Below are 17994 nucleotides of genomic sequence, written 5' to 3'. Positions count from 1 at the left end.
AGCCCTCCCTGCCCGACGATTACAGCACCGGTGTGAAGTAACCGCGCTGGCGCAGCAGCTCGCGCCGTAACGCCGGATGCGGCAGGAATTTATCGCGCCCGTGCAGCCAGAAGTGATTGTTGATCAACAGCATGCTGCCCACCGGCACCGGAACGTAGATTTTACCTCCGCTGTTTTCCAGCGAGTCCGACAGCGCGGTCAGCCAGTTGCCCTCGGTAAAATCTTTTGGCTGAACAAACTGGTCAATGTAGCGCATCACCGGCCGGCCGCGTTCGTCCACGCCAAATACCGGGTGGTAAACGCTGTGCGGCGTATTTTTACTGGGCGGTGCCGACCAGCGCATCGTACGCCGCGCCAGCGGATGGCTGAACCAGCTGTCGAGCTGCGCCCAGTCATCAAGGTGCAGCAGAATCGACTCACCGCCCTGCATATTTTGCTCGTCGATTTTCATCATCAGCACAAAATCCGTCGGTTCATCCACGTAGGTGCCGTCATTATGCAGCTCCAGCGGCTTGTGCGGCTGACGCAGGTAGCTGTCGGAATCGTCGCTGTTTTTCACCACAAAGCGTGCGTAGTACTGTCCGCTCATCGAGTCGAAATTTGCGCGGCCAATCAGATGCGCGATCGCCGTGGCCAGACGGACCATCTCCTCTGCCCGGTCAACGCTGATCAACCCCTGCGCATTGATTAACAGTGCCCCCTGCTCGCGCGACTGCAGGGTGCGACTCAGCAGCGACCGCAGCTGATTGCCGCAGAGGTCGTCCAGCAGTTTGCCAAGGTGAAAGCGCAACATCGATTTGTACTCCAGCGCCTGAACCGGCAAGGTGCGCGCTGCCTGTAGAAAAGCCTGAGTGACCTCTTCGTTGAAGGTGAGGAGAAGTAAGCGGGAAGAGCAATGAGAGTCAGAGAGCGTTACGCCTGGGATAAGCGTTTTGTGCTCGCCAGGCTGAATCTCACCATAGCTGGTTGAACGGGTCATTGAATGCGTCTCCTGATTCGTTAAGTCGGGTGCCAAAGCACCGGATGAACAAGAAAATCAGGGTATATCGCTGCTTACACTGAGGAGAGACGTTAAATGCCTAACCGCTGGCGGCAGCATTTGCCCAGCGGAGAAAAAAAAAGGCCAGCATCAGCTGCTGGCCTGTTGTCACACTCTCGGCTACATCACTTGGCCGCAGGGGCCGCCGCCGGGGCGGGTTTAGTCTCTGCCGCGCCAGGGGAGGTTTTCTCTGCCGTGGCTTTGTCACTGGCGGCTTTATCCGCCGTTGCCTTGTCGGCAGCAGCTTTGTCGGCTGCGGCCTTCTCTTTCGCGGCCTTTTCCGCAGCGGCTTTGTCTGCCGCTGCTTTTTCAGCTGATGCTTTCGCCTGCGCTGCCTTTTCCGCTGCGGCCTTATCCGCGGCCGCTTTATCGGCCAGGGCTTTGTTTACTACGGCTTTCTCGTCGGCCGGTTTGGCATCGGCAGCAGGCGCAGCAGCAGCGGGAGCCGGGGTAGCCACCTGCAGCGGCGTGCCCTGCAGTGCCGTGTTCAGCACTTCGGTAAACTTATCCCACGAGCAGAAGCCGTTGGCATCGGTCGGGCATCCGGCCATCTGCAGCGTGACGCGCTTCGGTGGATTGTCCAGCGACAGCGGCTCTGCATCACGCAGCTGGCCGGATGTCTGGTAGACGTACTCCACTTTGACCAGCTCCTTGTCATTTTTCTTGTCGTGCCAGCGCTGGAACTGCACCATGCCACCGATTGGCGTCTGCTCATTCTGGCCCGGCAGGTCATACGGTTTGAAATCCAAAGCGGTCAGCAGTGAAGCAATGTTAGAGTCGTGCCCCACCATCAGCGTCACTTTAGGCGCGCTGGCTTTATCCTGGTCGACCAGCATGCTGCGAATGTAGTCCACCAGCGGCGCGGCGACTTCGTGCGCGACGGCCGGGGAGGTGAACAGCGCATCCTGATAACCATTTTTAATCGCGGCCAGCTCCTGCCACTGCTCAGGCGTTTTTATCTGCCCCCAGGCCACCTGCTCCATTGGGAAACCTTCGTAATACTGCAGCGTGAATGCATCCACCAGCGAGTTACCCACCTTCAGCGGGCCGGAAACATTTGGCTCTTTGCCATTATCAGCGCTGAACTGGTTCTGATTGGTGCTGGAAAGGTCGCACTGCTTCTTACCGTTGCAAGCCGCGGAGTTTTTGTAATCGATGATTTTTTCCAGACGCTGGAAGGCCGGCTTCAGGGCCAGCTTTTCGCCTTCGGCATTGATTGCCGCCAGCGCCTGCTTGTTGAACTCTTCACTGTCGTTGGTGATCACCGGATTAAATACCGGGTCCATGCTGCCCATCTCATCCTGATGCGAAACCGGAATATCACAGCCCGGGAAAGCGCCGGTAATAAAGAACTGCGCGGTGGCAACGGTGCGCTGCAGGCTGTTGGCATAAGCGTAAATGTCGTCAGAAGATGGGCATTCGCCCTCTTTCACCAGCCCCTGCTGCGCCAGCCATTCGCGGGTATAACGCCCCATGTAAACTTCGAGCACCCCACCCTTGGTGGTCAGCTGGCCGCCCGGAACTTCCCATTTCGGCCAGGCTTTTTTAGTGACCTGCGCCAGTACGCTGCCGTTATCTGCCAGCGGGGCGCGCAGGTTATGGCGGCTCATCATCAGCACCTGTTCCAGCTGATAATCGCCGTCGGCAGCCCAGGCAGAAGCACCGGAGAGTGCGGAGTAAACCGCTAACGCGCAGAGACTGAACTTGTTGATCATCTATTTATTCCATTGATTCAAAGGGTGAACTTACCGGCCGGCAAAAACCTGCAGCGCAGAAAGAAGAGCAGCGCGCTGCGCTGACTCACCACCACCGCTCTCAAGATAAGGCCAGAGACTGGGTTTAGTCATTGATATTGAGAATATAGCAGACTCTGACCCCGGCGGTTTAGTGGCTTCAGGGGATTGAAAAGAAACAGGATGTTTTTAGGAATGCTCTAATCATCACCACCTCGCAAGAAAATAGCAGGATGTCGGGCAAAACAGAAGACGTTAAGCACGGTGATCAGCGCTTTTATTCAGCTTCAGTTGTACTCAACCAGGAATAATACCTGGGCCTGAAAATTCCCCGTATCGATGGTGGCCGCGCGCCCTTTCACTGCCGCAGAAAAAACCAGCTTATTATCGCCATCATTAATGCGCTGCCAGGCAACCGGCTGGTTATTTAATACCGATTGCCCATTACGGTCGCGCAGCACCAGTCCGATCGATTCGTTGCCGCTGCCGACTGCAAACAGGCCGTCTGAATAGGCGGTCCCCTGAAAGGTGACGCGTACCTGATTTTTCAGCATGCTGGAACAGCGTTGCAAAATGAGCACGAACTCTTCGGATTGAGATTCACGCCCGTTACGCAGCGCGGCGCTGCTCAGCTGGCCGAAGTCCACTTCCAGGCTGGCCGACTCCGGTGCAAGCGAACAGGGCGCATCGATCACCACCCCGCGCATATTAATTTTACCGAACCCATTACTGTTATCCGCCGCCACGGCGCCGCTCGCCGCCAGCATGATGGCCCACAGCCACTGCCTGTATCCGCTCATGATTTGCATCCTTATGAATAAAGTAACCAGTGATACAGCTCCAGATTCTTCTGCATCCCCAGCTTGTGCATTACCGACCGTTTATAGGTGCTGACCGTTTTCGGATGCAGCGCCATACACCTTGCTATCTGGTGCGGTGTCGCATTAACGCGCAGCAGTTCAATCAGCATTTTTTCCCGCGGCGTCAGCTTCTCTTCACTGTGCGCACGCGGGTCGACTATCATGATAAGCCGGGTATCGGGCGGCATAACCCGGCGCAAAAGCGCTGCCAGCTGGGCCTCCGACTGGCGACGATGCAACAGCCACTGCGGGCAGGCCTGCAGCAGGGGCGGTAACGACTGCCAGCGCTGTTGCGCGGTATCGGTGATGGTGATCAGCTGGCCGTGCGGCGACATGCTTGCGGCGAAATGCTGCGCGGCACAGAGCGAAACCGCGTCACACCCGGCGATCAGCAGATCGACGTTGCCCTGAAGTTGTGCGCTGTGCCTGACCACCGTGTGCGGCAGCTGATTCTTCAGCACCTGCACTACGCCCTCCTGAAAATAGCGGTCACTGTCCAACATCATGACGGTAATATAAGCACGGTCGGTCATAGTGCATCCTTGTTCCAGCGTTCCGGCCCCTACTGCAGGCTCATCACTAATATCGCGGTGGCGTTAAACTCGCCGGTCGCCACCTGAGCATTGCCCGACCTCACCAGAGCAAAGGTGAAATCGTCGCTGCCGATACCGTTTACGATACGGCTATTGATGCTGTCGAAAGGCTTGATCAGCTGGCCGTTGTGGTACAGCTCTACCCCCAAATCGGGGTTGGTGGTTTTGATTGCCTGCGAGGAGAAGCTGCTGGCATCCGCCGACAGCGTCAGCTTCACCGCCCAGTCACTGGTGTCTTTACACCGATAGGGAATATTCACCTGCTGCCTGAACGGACTGAGACTGGCGCTTTGCGTCAGCTGATTGCGGGCGACAAAGCCAAAATCGATATTAATGTCCTGGCTGTTGTTGATCTCGCAGGTGCCGGCGGTGTAATAGGCATCGTTGGCGGCAAGAATGCGCCAGTTGGCGGTAAACACCCCGCCCGCTGGCGCACTCCATTTGTACATCTGCATGCTGGCGACCACCGTCCCGGCCTTGATAAACACGCCGCGCCCCGGGCTGTTCTTTAACTGGTAAAAGGCTTTTACCTGCAGATCGTGCCAGTTGCCGTCGCGCAGCTCGAATACGGTAATCGGCGAGTTGATCGGATTAAGATAGCGGGTGCCGTTAACCTCCAGTCCGCTGCTGAATGACTCATCCAGCGAAGTTTGATAGGTCCCCGAGTTAAGGCGCATATAGTCGACGTAACTGTTGGGAAGCTCATTTTTACAGGTAAAGTAATTGGCGAGATCAAACACCACCACGTCGCCAATAATAATCTCTGGTGACAGATTGACGGTGATGTCAATATTGCGCTGCCCCACGGCGTTAAACGGTTTACCATCACGCTTATCAATACAGGCAAATGCCAGCGCTTTCATCGGCAGCAGCAGTACCAGCAGCAGAACCAGTGCCCGCCTCATGATTTAGCCACTGCCCTGCAGCTGCCCGCCTGACAACGGAAGTGCAGCGCGACGCGTCCGCCAAAATCATTAACGTACTGCAGCACCGGGGCATCTCCCAGCGCGGCCGCGCTGCCGCCCAGCATCACATTCTGCCGCGGGCCGACCATCAGCGGCGCAAACCCGCGGACCGACTCTTCCCCCTCATGGCGGCTGGCTCCGACGAAGGTGATGTAGTATCCCGTCGGATTTTCAATACGGTAATCATCGCCAACGCGCGTCAGTCTGACCTGCAGCTGTACCGGATTGGCATAGGCACCTGGTGACAGCTGCAGCGATGCCGGGCGGTAAAACAGCTTTATTTTGGTTTGCAGCGCCACTTGCAAAGTATTCGGCTTATCGGCGCGCGGTGGGATCTCGCGCAGATTGAAATAAAAAAGTGTCTCTTTATCCTGCGCCAGTAAATTAGCGCTGGGAAGCGACTGGATTTTAACCTGGCTTTTTTCGCCCGGCTCAATGCGCTGAACCGGTGGCAAGACAGTTAAGGGCGTGGTTATTTTCTCTCCATGCTCGTTTTCCAGCCACCCCTGCGCCAGATAGGGTAAACGCTGACTCTCATTGGTGACAGTCAGGCTGACGGAGGGATTATCGGCATCCATAATAATGCGCGTGCGGTCCAGTGCGATAGCGCCCCATGAGAATGAGGAGATAAACAGAGTGGTGGCCGCGATGGTTTTTAGCGCAGCCGGCTTGATTAATGATTTCATTTACTGTTCCTTTATTTTGCAGCCTGCGAAAGTTCGGTGTTTTTAGCTACGGCTTTGAAGCAAGGCAGCAGCAGGTTCGCCAGCGATGCTGAATCCAGCTGCGGTAGCGTCAGCGTGCACTGCGTTTTTCCATCCCAGTGCACTGACATCTGTTGCCCGGACTGCAGCCCGCTGAGGTACACACTGCCACCATCAGCGACCAGCCCCACTTCCTGCTGGCGCGCGTTAAATACCTGCGCACCAAAAGGCGGAAAGCTCCCATCAGCCAGGCGGATAACCGCCATAGCCTTCTGCCCTGCCAGCACGGAAAAGTGCCGGTAGCCGATGGCCCCCTCGGTCAGGGTTACCCGCACCATTGAGGAGGTGACTTCGGCATTTTCAGGTAATCGGTTAATATCAATGCCTACCTGGTTGCGGTAATAGCTGCTGACATCGGAAATAACCATTTTGCCAAAGCGATTACTGCGGGCCGTGCCTGAAGTTGATTTCACCGGAATATCCGCCACGCCGTCGGTATCCAGTAATAAGCGCGTGCCGCCAGGACTATTCTGGCGGTGTAGCGCCATGCCCTCAGTTGTGGCACTTATGCCCCCTTTCATCGTGGCGCCAAACGCCTGATAATTACCCGGCTGAATATTGGCACTGGCGGTCATCTGGCCGGCATTACCTTCATGAATGTAATATCCCGCCATCGCAGCACTGTTATTACTGCTGCCGGCGCTCAGGCTATAGCTGTCGCTATTATTCAGCCGCTGATAATAATTGACCTGCTGAGTGTTGTTATCACGCCCGGTTGAACCGCTGTAGCTGATGGTCTTATTGTCGCCAAAAGGTAGCGAGAGCGATAAATAGAGCCCTTTGTCACTGCTCTGATTATCCCGGTTGCGCCAGGCGGAGAGCGAAAGGCTGAGATTGCGCCACTCCATCAGATCAAAATAGCGTGACATGGCCAGGCTAAAACGTTCCGTATCGGGCTTGTCCCACCAGGTTTGCCGGTTATAGCTCAGCTGCACGCTGGCGGCCAGCGGGCGGATATCCTGTGCCAGGGTTACCATATACATCTCGCGGCTGTTGCTGGTGCGGTCCCGCTGCGATTGCGCATCCAGGAACTCGTCCATGGTCATAAACTGGCTTTCAGAGAAGCGATAACCGGCAAAGGTCACCTGGCTGCCGTAATCATCAAAACGCTTTGAGTAGCTCAGGCGATAGGAATTTCCCGCGCGCGACTCCCCCGTCGCCAGCTGCGCCATTGAGTGCGTGACGTCAAACGACATCGCGCCAAATGCCAGCAGATCGCGACCGATACCGCCGGCCAGCGCCTGGTATTTATCGCTGCCAATTGCGCCGCCGTACAGCGACCAGCCGTTGTTGACTCCCCACGAGAACTCCGCGCTGGCAAATTCCGGTCCGTTGGCCGCGTGCTGCCAGTTTACCGGTCGGCCCAGCGCCATTTTGTAGCGTACCTGTCCCGGGCGCGTCAGATAAGGCACCGTGGCGGTATTGAGCGTGAAGGTCTGCACCGTGCCGTCTTCTTCCTCCACCCGCACATCCAGTTCGCCAATCACTGAATCATCAATATCCTGAATGCGAAATGGTCCGGCAGCGACCTGGGACTGATAGAGCACGCGGCCCTGATGCATCACCACCACGCGGGCATTGGTACGGGCGACGCCCGTCACTTCCGGTGCATAACCGCGCAGGTTGGGCGGCAGCATATTGCTGTCGGTTACCACGCTGGCGCCAGCAAAGCGAAAGCTGTCAAAAATATCGGAGACCAGATAATCCTCGCCCAGCGTCAGCTTGGCCCCCAGCTGCGGCAGCGCGCGGTAGGCGTAATAGCGCGTCCAGTCAAAGCTGCTGCGCGTTTCACCACGCTGGCTGTCGCGCCGCCCCTGCCAGTCAGCACGCAAACGCCAGGGGCCGGCATTGGCACCCGCGACACCGGAGCCGCTCAGGCTGCGCTGGTCGCCGGAGTGGGCGTTAAAGCGCGCCTGGGTATTGAAGTTGTAGTCAAACAGCAGCCCGGGAATGCCGTTATCCCAGCGCGAGGGCGGGTCCCAGTTGGCGGACTGATACTGCAAAAACTCCTGCGGCATACTGATCGACAGCGTCGAGTTAGCCAGCTCGCCGCGCACCAGCGTTCCTGCCAGGCTGCTGGTTGCCAGACATTCACCGCCGTGCCACCATTTAAGGGCATCGGTCGCCGCCGATTTCAGACCCAGTTCATCCACCAGCTGCGGTGTCAGGCAGGGAAGGCTCTCATCGGGATGCTCTTTTGGGGTGTAAAAATCCACGCTGCGGTCGCCCAGTGCGTCACCGTTCAGCCGGACATTAAGGGTATAGCGGCCAGGCATAATGTAGCCTTTGCGCGCAAAATTAGTGACGTCAATATTATTACGATCGTCGACGTCTAAAAGATCGGTGTTAAACTGAATATCTTCAGCATGAACCCTATTCAAAGTTGAACTTAGCGCCAGAAAAATGGAAATAACCAGGAATGCTGGCGATTTGATTGTAAAGGTCATTTTTCCCATGGTCCCACAAATCGTCACTGGTTGATGCTCAACGGGCGATAAATAGCGCCTGCTATTGCAGGCGCTCTGTTATTTATCTGGCGGAGGTGAATTACTGATAGGCCAGTGTAAAGTTAGTAACTGCTGTAAATGCACCGGTGCCAATCTCAACTGGCGCATCTTTGGTGCCATCACCCTTCAGGGCGGCGGTAAACTGCAGCGTGTTCGCGTTACCGTTTAACGTCTGCGCGGTGGTTGGCGTGCCCAGCTCGATTTTCTTACCGCTGCCGTCGCGCAGTAAAATACTGGCGCCTTTCGCTTCCCCGGTGATACCGAGACGGCCATCAACGCCCGCCATACCGGTGAAGGTCGCGGTTACCGTGTGCTTGGTTGCATCGTCACAGTTCTGCAGATCGATGGTGAAGTCGACGGCTTTCTGCTCGCCACCGTTCGCCAGGTCCGAATTAGAGACCTGACCCAATGGAATTTTTTGATCGTCCACACCTGGTGCGATTGAGCAGGGAGCATTGACGATTGAACCGTAAAAGGTGACTTTACCGTTGCCCTGATCGGCTGCATGAGCGACGCCAGTAGTGGCCAAAGCGAACAGTGCAACAGCGGTGATTTTTTTGATTTCCATTTAATTGTCCTTGACTGATATTTAACTGAAAGAATGAGCCTCGTCATGAAAGTGCCGTCGGTTATTAATTACAATAATCGACCACCTCATCCCCGGTATTCCTTTAAAAGCGAGGCAATACTAATCAGTCCACTACCCAAGTCACTGTCCATTTTTGTTGTTAATTTAAATCAGATCAAAAACAATATGTTACGAAGGCCTAAGATTACCCAGCCAGAAATATTGGCAATTAAGAAAGATCTTACGCAACTTAAGTGCATGTAATACAAATGTTTTACGGCTACTATTAACACTTAGTCATGTTAAAATAAGTAAAAAAACCCCACTTCGGTTGACAGAGTCGAAATAGCAAAATAAGATAATTCTTACACCACGGAAGATAATATAACTAAGAAAGTGATATATGCCTTTTATAAGCAAAAAGAAGCCAGAATTAGAAAAAAAGCTAAAATGCAAAGCTGAAGAGTACAAAGCACGAGGGGAACTCAATGACGCGATCCAGTGTCATTATGAGCTTTTACTTAAGCTGTACTTAACTAATCCGCTTTACTTCAAAACGCTATTTAAAGCGAATCGATTTATTGTCGGATCGGCAATACTCGGCATCTACTACATTCGTAAAAGCAGTACCTTTAAAGATGTAAAACGCTTTTGTATCAGTAACGATCTTTTCAGCAGTAACTCTCTGGATTCATTCCTGCTTTTTCTGCGGGTGGGAGGAAGACTGGAGGTTTATCGCGACAGTGAAGATAAGCGCAAACTGAATTATAAGCCAACGCCGAAGGCGCTGGCAGAAACGCAGCGTATGATCAACACCATGATTATCCCCTGCGCGATGCTGACCGACTCTTTTGACCTTGAATTTTATCAGCAGCACAAAAATTTCGTGCCTGAATTTTTCCGCACTTATGCGGAGATCACGCTTAACCGTCTCTTTATCCACGATATGGTGCCCGGCAGCGCTGAGTTTCTCAGCCGCGACGGCGGGCATATGATGATGTTTAATCTTTATCTGGAAACCATTAAGCAGCAGAGCCTGACCATCAAGTTCAATATTTTGAAATCGGCATTCTGCTGCGGCGTTTCCCGCTCGCATATCCGGCGCTGCCTGCAGGCCGCTGAAGAGATTGGCTTGCTGAAGATCGAAGAGGGTGCCAATGACCTGACGTTGTCACCAACGTTTATCGAGATGGTTAAAGATTACTTCTGCATCTATCTGGCCACCGTGGAGCACGGACTGGCTGGAATGCGCTAAACAAAAAACCCCGGACTTTTAAGCCCGGGGTTCTGAATTTGATGGTGGAAGCGTAGAGATTCGAACTCTAGAACGGTTTCCCGTCGCCGGTTTTCAAGACCGGTGCCTTCAGCCACTCGGCCACGCTTCCACACGTACCAGCTGTTGAGACGTGTCTCGCTAACTGATGGGGCGCAGTATAGGGGGTGCTTGCGCATTTGCCAAGACTATTTTTATCTATTTTGTTGATTTTGTGAGCATTTGTGTTCGTTTGCCGCTAAAACCAGCAACGCGTAGCAAAATGGATAAGAAAGCAGCAGAGAGAGGCGTGGGTCGGCCTGTTTATTGCGCGCATAGCAAAACGGGCTAGCTTTCGCTAACCCGTTTGAATTTGGTGGTGGAAGCGTAGAGATTCGAACTCTAGAACGGTTTCCCGTCGCCGGTTTTCAAGACCGGTGCCTTCAGCCACTCGGCCACGCTTCCACAATGGGGCGCACTATAAACATCCCCGTAGAGCTTGTAAAGTGGCTTTTGTTTCAATCGCGTGAAAAAACGTCAATCGACAGCTGTTTGTTGAGATTATCACCAGCCTGCTCACGGAATCAGCGTTTTAGCGCGTAAAGAAGGGTAAAACGCCTTTCCCCGCTGCGCTGTGCTCCTTATTCTCGCTGCTATATTACCATCGCCATTTTTTAGTGACCCAGAAGAGGTGTTTTATGGATCGCATCGTTTCAAGCACACGTGAAAGCTCGCTGCTCAGCACGCACAAAGTTCTGCGCAACACCTATTTCCTGCTCGGCCTGACGCTGGCATTTTCCGCGCTCACCGCCACGCTGAGCACCGTATATGCCCTACCGGCACCGGGACTGATCCTGATGCTGGTCGGTTTTTACGGCCTGATGTTCCTGACCTACCGTCTGGCTAACAGCCCGGCCGGCATCCTGGCGGCGTTTGCCTTCACTGGCTTCCTCGGTTATAGCCTTGGCCCGATTCTAAACAGCTTCCTGTCTGCCGGCATGGGCGATGTGATCGGCCTGGCACTTGGCGGCACCGCGCTGGTGTTCTTCTGCTGTTCTGCCTATGTGCTGACCACGCGCAAGGATATGTCATTCCTTTCCGGCATGATGATGGCCGGCTTTGTGGTGCTGCTGGTGGCTGTTGTCGCCAACCTGTTCCTCAACATCCCTGCTCTGCACCTGGCGATCAGCGTGCTGTTTGTTCTGTTCTCTGCCGGTGCGATCCTGTGGGAGACCAGCAACATCATTCACGGCGGCGAAACCAACTATATTCGCGCCACCGTGAGCCTGTATGTGTCGCTGTATAACATCTTCGTCAGCCTGCTGAGCCTGCTCGGCATGTCGCGTAATAACTAAGCCGCGACCGGTTGGCATCAAGCCCCGCAGCGCGGGGCTTTTTTTTTGCCGCTAAAAGTTTGCTAAACTGGGCGCCGGTTAAATAGCGTGGGGCAAGAGAGTGCAGTTTGAAGGTAAAGAGATTGAGCGCGATGCGCAGGGCTATCTGAAATCAGTTGCGGACTGGAATGAGACGCTGGCGCTGGCGCTGGCGGCAGAAGAGTCCATCGAACTGAGCGAGGCCCACTGGGAAGTGGTGCGCTTCGTGCGGGCATTTTATCTGGAGTTTAATACCTCCCCGGCGGTGCGCATGCTGGTAAAAGCGATGGCGCAGAAGTACGGCGAGGAGAAAGGCAACAGCCGTTATCTCTTCCGCCTGTTCCCGAAAGGTCCGGCAAAGCAGGCCACCAAAATTGCCGGTTTACCCAAACCGGCTAAGTGCCTGTAAAGCTAAGCGGTGCTGAAACCCTGCGGAAAATGCGTGGGGTGGTGAGGTTCAGTTAGCACCTTATCCACTCTGGCGCTGCGTGGTCCTCCGGCTTTCAACCATGCCAACAGGGCTTCCACTCCAGACTGTTCACCGCACGCCAGCACCTCCACACTGCCGTCATCCAGGTTTTTAGCATAGCCGCTCAGCCCGTGCTGCTTCGCTTCGCGCTGGGTGCTGTAGCGAAATCCTACCCCCTGCACCCTGCCATGAACCCATACGCGCACACAGATCGTTGCCATTTCTCCTCCTCTGCCTATCACCGATTGCTTTTTGACGGTCGGCACCGGACAATATCGCCTGACTCTCTGAAAGTAAGCATAGCAAAACATGACCGTACGATTAATTCTTGCCAAGGGACGTGAAAAGTCCTTACTTCGCCGCCATCCATGGGTTTTCTCTGGCGCGGTTGCCCGGATGGAGGGCAAAGCCTCCTCCGGTGAAACGATTGATGTCTGCGACAGCAGCGGTAAATGGCTGGCGCGCGCCGCCTGGTCGCCTGAATCACAGATCCGCGCCCGCGTCTGGAGCTGGCAGCCGGATGAATCGATTGATATCGACTTCTTCGTGCGCCGCCTGAAAGCCGCTCAGCAGCTGCGCGACTGGCTGGCACAGCGTGATAATCTCGACAGCTACCGTATTATCGCCGGTGAGTCTGATGGACTGCCAGGGGTGACCATCGACCGCTTCGGCAACTTCCTCGTGCTGCAGCTACTGTCCGCCGGTGCAGAGTATCAGCGTGCCGCGCTGATCGCTGCGCTGCAGACCTGCTATCCGGGCTGCGCCATTTATGACCGCTCCGACGTCAGCGTGCGCAAGAAAGAGGGTCTGGAGCTGACCCAGGGCTTAGTGCTGGGGGAGATGCCACCGGAACTGCTGCCGATTACTGAACACGGCATGAAGCTGCTGGTCGATATCCAGACCGGGCACAAAACCGGTTACTACCTTGACCAGCGCGACAGCCGCCTGGCCACGCGCCGCTATGCCGAAGGCCGCCGCGTGCTGAACTGCTTCTCATATACCGGGGGCTTTGCCGTGTCCGCACTGATGGGTAACTGCGCTGAAGTGATCAGCGTAGATACGTCGCAGGCGGCGCTGGACGTGGCGCGTCAGAACGTTGAGCTGAACGGCCTGGACCTCTCTAAGGCCCAGTTCCTGCGCGATGACGTGTTCAAGCTGCTGCGTCGCTACCGTGATGAAGGCGAGAAGTTTGATCTGATCATCATGGACCCGCCAAAATTCGTTGAGAATAAAAATCAGCTGATGGGCGCGTGCCGTGGCTACAAAGATATCAATATGCTGGCCATGCAGCTGCTTAACCCTAACGGGATGCTGATGACCTTCTCCTGCTCCGGCCTGATGTCCACCGATCTGTTCCAGAAGCTTATCGCGGATGCTGCCGTGGATGCGGGGCGTGACGTGCAGTTTATTGAGCAATTCCGCCAGGCCGCCGATCACCCGGTGATTACCAGCTATCCTGAAGGGATGTATTTGAAAGGTTTTGCCTGCCGCGTATTGTGACTTGAAAACGTTGCTCGCGCCCCCATTTCAGGTAAGAGCAATATTTCTCAGGAGGTAATAATGATTGCCAGCAAATTTGGTATCGGACAACAGGTACGCCATCAGCTGCTCGGTTTTCTCGGTGTAGTGGTGGATGTCGACCCGGAATATTCACTGGAAGAACCCGCCATTGATGACGTCGTGGATAGCGATGCTATGCGTTCAGCCCCCTGGTATCACGTGGTGATGGAAGATGATGATGGCCAGACGGTGCAAACCTATCTGGCTGAAGCGCAGCTGTCGTGGAAACTGCCCGGCGAACACCCGGATAACTCCTCGCTGGACGAGCTTGCGGCATCCATCCGCCAGCAGTTGACCGCTCCCCGCCTGAGAAACTGATAAAACCCCGCAGCTGCGGGGTTTTTTATGCCTGCTTCGTCAGGCCGAGGCGCGGGATCTCTATTTTCGGGCAGCGATCCATTACCACCTGCAAACCCGCCTCTTTCGCCAGCACGGCCGCCTGCTCGTTGATAACGCCAATCTGCAACCACAGTGACTTCGCACCGATGGCTATCGCCTCCTGCGCCACGCCCCATGCTGCCTGTGCATTGCGAAACACATCGACCATATCCACCGGATGCGGAATATCTGCCAGCGTGGCATACACCTTTTGCCCCTGCAGCGTCTGCCCTGCCAGCTTCGGGCTGACCGGCGTAACCTGATAACCTTGAGCCAGTAAATAGCCCATCACGCCATAGCTGGGGCGCGAGGGATCGTCACTGGCCCCGACCAGCGCAATAGTTTTGGTGGTTTTCAGCACTTGTGCAATCGTCTCATCACTCATTGTTGCCTCCCTTAACCTGGTTAACCTGCCTGCCGCTAATTGTGGCCTGGTCAGCGCATGGAAAATAGCGTCTGCTGCGTTTCATGATTTATAGCACGAATAAGTATGTTAAAATGTTACTATACTGTCATACTGAAAGACTTTGATACATTCAACGACCAGCCATCACTCACCATGCCGGAGAAACAATGAAGCTACGCGGGGTCATCATCGGACTGATAACAGTGCTGTTCGCTGCCCATGTGCAGGCGACCACGCTGAAGTTATCGCCGGATATTGATCTGCTGGTACTGGATGGACATAAGATTTCCGGCTCGCTGCTGAAGGGCGCGGATGGCCTGGAACTGGAGCGCGGGGAACATCAGTTGCTGTTCCGCATTGAGCGCACGCTGGAAAATCAAACGCCTATGGCAACCCACTGGGTTTCTGCTCCTCAAATCGTCACTTTCACCACTCAGGCGCAGTCGGTCACTATCACCCTTCCCGCCCTGCAGACGCTGCGCGACGGCAGGCACTTTGATAAAAGCCCGCGCTTTGTCCTGCTCGATGAGCATGGCGCCGAGGTCGCGAGCAAGCGCGATCGCCTGCAGAGTGAGGCGCAGGGTGATTTAGAACAGGCGATGGTGCTGTATAACCTCGATGACAAAATTGCCTCGGTTCCGCGCTTTGCCCAGCCGCTGCGCCGGACTGCCATGGCATCCGGGCAAATGCCGGATATCGCCTTCAGCCATCATCCGGCCGAGCGCATGCTACGCCTGTGGTATCACCAGGTTGACTCCGCCACCCGCCAGCGCTTTGTGCTGCTGATGAAAGCCCTGCATACCAGTTGATCGCAGATTAATCTCAGCGCTACACTCAGCCCTCTGTTGACCCGATTTTGCCCGTCCCACCCGACCAGGATACCTGAATGGATCAGACAACCCGTACTCTCCAGCCGCAAAAACATATTGCGCTGGTGGCTCATGACCACTGTAAAAATGCCCTGATGCAGTGGGTGGATACCCATAAAGAGCAGCTGCAGCACCACACGCTGTATGCCACCGGAACGACCGGCAATCTGGTGCAGCGCGCGACCGGCCTGCCGGTCACGGCGATGCTGAGCGGCCCGATGGGCGGCGACCAGCAGGTCGGGGCGCTGATTTCTGAAGGGAAGATTGATGTATTGATCTTCTTCTGGGACCCGCTCAATGCGGTGCCGCACGATCCTGATGTGAAAGCGCTGCTGCGCCTGGCAACCGTGTGGAATATCCCGGTCGCCACTAACCGTGCTACTGCTGATTTTATTATCCACTCGCCGCTTTTCGCCCAGCCGGTGGAGATCCTGATCCCGGATTACGAACGTTATCTGCAGCAGCGCCTGAAATAGCTCCGGCGCGGCTATTTGGTCAGGGCTTGCGCAGTAACGGCACGCCCTGACGGCTCAGCTCAGCCACAAACACCGACGGATTTTCCCGATCGTACAGCAGCCAGACCTGCTGTTTCGCCCGCGTCATCGCCACATAGGCCAGCCTGCGCTCCTCCGCATCGGGAAAGTCTTCCTCAGCGGGCAGAAGCGCGTCTTCCATGACTGATTCTCTGGCCGCGGCCGGGAAGCCCTCTTTACCTTCTTCCAGCCCCAGCAGAATGACATAATCTGCCTGCTGACCTTTGCTGGCGTGAATAGTCATAAAATCGATGTTGAGTTTCGGCCAGCGGGTGCGCGCTTTTTCCAGCTCTTCCGGGCGCAAATAGTGATAACGCGCCAGCACCAGAATGCGCTCATCCGCTTTGGCATAGCCGCTCATTTTGTTCAGCAGCGCTTCCAGCTGCGTTTGCGGCAGCAGCGAGACGGCTTTTTTATTGCCTTTGCTCAGGCTGTTGAGCGGTTTCTTCAGCTGATGCGGGTTGCTCTGGATAAAGCCATTGGCGATTTCACCGATGCGCTCATTAAAGCGGTAGGTGGTATCCAGCACGCAGCGGTCACCTTCGCCGAAGTGGTGGTGGAAGGCGGTGGTCAGGGTCATCTCCGCCCCGCTGAAACGATAAATTGCCTGCCAGTCATCCCCGACGGCAAATAGCGTGGTCTGCTTATTCTGCCGGCGCAGGGCTGCCAGCAGTGCCGCTCGCTGGGGGGAGATATCCTGGAATTCGTCGACCAGAATATGCTTCCACGGGCTGATAAAACGCCCTTTATCGAGAATATTGACCGCCTGATGGATCAGCCCGGCGAAATCGACCGCCCCTTCCTCTTTTAACGCGCTTTTCCACGCCTTCATCAGCGGCGCCATTAATTTCACCCGCTTGCTGAACAGTTCCCGCACCTCTTCCGGGGCACTGTCGATCATCGCCGCCTGCGCCCCGCCGTGCATGCGCATCAGCCCCAGCCAGCGTTCAAGGCGGCTTGCCAGCCGTTTCGCCAGGCGGTCATCCTGCCAAAAACTGCCCTCTTCCAGCTCCCACTCCAGCTCTTCGGTCAGCCACTGCCGCCAGCCGTTGGCATAGGCTTTTTTTTCGCTGCACTGCTGACGCCAGATGTCAATTAACAGCGACTGCCGCGTGGCATTATCGGTTTCCAGTTTGCTGATGGTCGGCGCTTTGTTGCTGCCCTGCTGGATAATATTCAGCGCCAGCGAGTGGAAGGTGCGCGCCTGAATCTCTTCGCTGTGCAGACGGGCGCGAATGCGGTCGTTCATCTCCTCGGCGGCCTTGCGGCCAAACGCCAGCAGCAGGATTTGACCCGCGCTGGCCTGCTTACGCATCATCAGCCAGCCGGCCCGAGCCACCAGCACGGAGGTTTTACCGCTGCCGGCCCCCGCCAGTACCAGCACTGCATCTTCGCCATTAACCACGGAGCGGGCCTGCGAAGGGTTGAGCGGAGAGGTTTCCACCTGGTTGAAAAAATCAGCATGCTGCACCAGCATACGCTCGGTCCACTGATTATTACGCTGCACGCGCTGCCCATCGTTATCGCTCAGCCACTGGCGACAGTAGCGATACGCTGCCCGGCAGTTATCAAACTCGTCAAGCCGCTCAACGGGCAGAGGCACCGCCGCAAAAGCTTTGTGAATCGCCTGCTGCCACGCGGCGATATCGCTGCGCTTCAGCCATTTATCCTGCTGTTCTGCCTGACGGATCTGCTGTTCCTGCGCGCTAAGCACCTCGGCGCAGACCTCGCTCATCTCGCTGCTCCACTGCTGCCAGGCCAGATTGAGATAGTGATAAAAGCGCTGGGTTTCACTCCATTCCGTGCCGTGCAGGCGCACCACTTTGTTATCCGGCAGCGTGAATTCCAGCTCGCCCCATACCAGGCCGCGTTTGCATTTGATCGACAGTAGCTGGTTAAACGGGATCAGGTATTCATGCTTTTCACCGCTGACCTCAACGCCTGCGCTCAGCAGCCGCACGCGATTATAAGGATGTTGTGCCAGATGTTTGCCCAGCGATGTTGCTTTCAATTCCATTCCGGTGACCCTGGCTGCGGTTATTTTCTACATCTGACAGTTTAACTGTCCGTGCTGTACCGCTCCAGCGCTAAAACGCGTTACAATCAAGGAATTGTCCGTTGATGA

The 17994-nt window shown here is 55.6% G+C and carries 18 protein-coding genes and 2 tRNA genes; 7 read left to right on the top strand and 13 right to left on the bottom strand.

Features of this window, described 5'->3' with window-relative positions:
• Positions 1–19: 19 nt before the first annotated feature.
• From glaH to ID864_RS00795, 8 genes are all read right to left on the bottom strand, one after another.
• Positions 20–979, bottom strand: coding sequence for a glutarate dioxygenase GlaH (gene glaH / locus ID864_RS00830; protein WP_191149270.1), 960 nt, complete (start codon positions 977–979; stop codon positions 20–22).
• Between the two features lie 185 nt (positions 980–1164).
• Positions 1165–2754 (bottom strand): bifunctional glucose-1-phosphatase/inositol phosphatase, encoded by a 1590-nt coding sequence (gene agp / locus ID864_RS00825; RefSeq protein WP_191149269.1) that lies wholly within the window; start codon positions 2752–2754, stop codon positions 1165–1167.
• 305 nt (positions 2755–3059) lie between these two features.
• Positions 3060–3572, bottom strand: coding sequence for a fimbrial protein (locus tag ID864_RS00820; RefSeq protein WP_048916472.1), 513 nt, complete (start codon positions 3570–3572; stop codon positions 3060–3062).
• A gap of 11 nt (positions 3573–3583) precedes the next feature.
• Positions 3584–4165, bottom strand: a complete 582-nt coding sequence (locus tag ID864_RS00815; RefSeq protein ID WP_191149268.1) for a helix-turn-helix transcriptional regulator — start codon at positions 4163–4165, stop codon at positions 3584–3586.
• 29 nt (positions 4166–4194) lie between these two features.
• The gene (locus ID864_RS00810; RefSeq protein ID WP_048916474.1) at positions 4195–5130 is read right to left on the bottom strand and encodes a fimbrial protein; all 936 of its coding nucleotides are present in this window, start codon (positions 5128–5130) and stop codon (positions 4195–4197) included.
• Positions 5127–5876 carry a fimbria/pilus periplasmic chaperone gene (locus tag ID864_RS00805; RefSeq protein WP_048916475.1) on the bottom strand — a complete coding sequence of 250 codons (750 nt, stop codon included), beginning with the start codon at positions 5874–5876 and terminating at the stop codon, positions 5127–5129. The genes ID864_RS00810 and ID864_RS00805 overlap by 4 nt, the downstream gene beginning before the upstream one ends.
• 11 nt (positions 5877–5887) lie before the next feature.
• The gene (locus ID864_RS00800; protein WP_224750356.1) at positions 5888–8401 is read right to left on the bottom strand and encodes an outer membrane usher protein; all 2514 of its coding nucleotides are present in this window, start codon (positions 8399–8401) and stop codon (positions 5888–5890) included.
• 100 nt (positions 8402–8501) lie between these two features.
• Positions 8502–9029, bottom strand: coding sequence for a fimbrial protein (locus ID864_RS00795; RefSeq protein ID WP_048916477.1), 528 nt, complete (start codon positions 9027–9029; stop codon positions 8502–8504).
• Positions 9030–9432: 403 nt separating this feature from the next.
• Between ID864_RS00795 and ID864_RS00790 the strand changes: the two genes are divergently transcribed.
• On the top strand, positions 9433–10284 hold the full coding sequence (locus ID864_RS00790) for a hypothetical protein (protein ID WP_048916478.1): 852 nt from the start codon (positions 9433–9435) through the stop codon (positions 10282–10284).
• Between the two features lie 42 nt (positions 10285–10326).
• Here ID864_RS00790 and ID864_RS00785 read toward each other — a convergent pair.
• A tRNA-Ser gene (locus ID864_RS00785) sits at positions 10327–10414 on the bottom strand.
• A 244-nt stretch (positions 10415–10658) separates the two neighbouring features.
• Positions 10659–10746, bottom strand: a tRNA-Ser gene (locus tag ID864_RS00780).
• A 233-nt stretch (positions 10747–10979) separates the two neighbouring features.
• Here ID864_RS00780 and yccA point away from each other — a divergent pair.
• Together yccA and tusE are read left to right on the top strand one after the other, a co-directional pair.
• The gene (gene yccA / locus ID864_RS00775; RefSeq protein WP_048916479.1) at positions 10980–11636 is read left to right on the top strand and encodes an FtsH protease modulator YccA; all 657 of its coding nucleotides are present in this window, start codon (positions 10980–10982) and stop codon (positions 11634–11636) included.
• Between the two features lie 100 nt (positions 11637–11736).
• On the top strand, positions 11737–12063 hold the full coding sequence (tusE, locus tag ID864_RS00770) for a sulfurtransferase TusE (protein WP_048916480.1): 327 nt from the start codon (positions 11737–11739) through the stop codon (positions 12061–12063).
• Between the two features lie 2 nt (positions 12064–12065).
• Here the strand turns inward: tusE and yccX are convergent, their stop codons facing one another.
• Positions 12066–12344, bottom strand: a complete 279-nt coding sequence (yccX, locus tag ID864_RS00765; RefSeq protein ID WP_048916481.1) for an acylphosphatase — start codon at positions 12342–12344, stop codon at positions 12066–12068.
• 88 nt (positions 12345–12432) lie between these two features.
• Here yccX and rlmI point away from each other — a divergent pair, with 88 nt between their 5' ends.
• Both rlmI and hspQ read left to right on the top strand, forming a co-directional pair.
• Entirely contained in the window at positions 12433–13623 is a 1191-nt protein-coding gene (gene rlmI / locus ID864_RS00760) for a 23S rRNA (cytosine(1962)-C(5))-methyltransferase RlmI (RefSeq protein WP_048916482.1), read from the top strand.
• 60 nt (positions 13624–13683) lie between these two features.
• The gene (hspQ, locus tag ID864_RS00755; RefSeq protein ID WP_191149266.1) at positions 13684–14001 is read left to right on the top strand and encodes a heat shock protein HspQ; all 318 of its coding nucleotides are present in this window, start codon (positions 13684–13686) and stop codon (positions 13999–14001) included.
• A gap of 25 nt (positions 14002–14026) precedes the next feature.
• On the opposite strand, the gene ID864_RS00750 is transcribed toward hspQ, so the two are convergent.
• Positions 14027–14446 (bottom strand): CoA-binding protein, encoded by a 420-nt coding sequence (locus tag ID864_RS00750; protein ID WP_048916484.1) that lies wholly within the window; start codon positions 14444–14446, stop codon positions 14027–14029.
• Positions 14447–14634: 188 nt separating this feature from the next.
• On the opposite strand from ID864_RS00750, the gene ID864_RS00745 reads away from it, so the two are divergent.
• Complete coding sequence (locus tag ID864_RS00745) at positions 14635–15276, top strand: YccT family protein (protein ID WP_048916485.1); 642 nt, start codon at positions 14635–14637, stop codon at positions 15274–15276.
• A 77-nt stretch (positions 15277–15353) separates the two neighbouring features.
• On the top strand, positions 15354–15812 hold the full coding sequence (locus ID864_RS00740; protein ID WP_048916486.1) for a methylglyoxal synthase: 459 nt from the start codon (positions 15354–15356) through the stop codon (positions 15810–15812).
• A 19-nt stretch (positions 15813–15831) separates the two neighbouring features.
• On the opposite strand, the gene helD is transcribed toward ID864_RS00740, so the two are convergent.
• Positions 15832–17886 (bottom strand): DNA helicase IV, encoded by a 2055-nt coding sequence (helD, locus tag ID864_RS00735; protein WP_191149265.1) that lies wholly within the window; start codon positions 17884–17886, stop codon positions 15832–15834.
• Positions 17887–17994: the final 108 nt, after the last annotated feature.

Origin of the sequence: Erwinia aphidicola (assembly GCF_014773485.1) — a bacterium.
GTDB classification, from domain to species: domain Bacteria; phylum Pseudomonadota; class Gammaproteobacteria; order Enterobacterales; family Enterobacteriaceae; genus Erwinia; species Erwinia aphidicola.
Note: the sequence above shows the minus strand (reverse complement) of the source record. Positions and strands in the feature narration are given on the sequence as shown.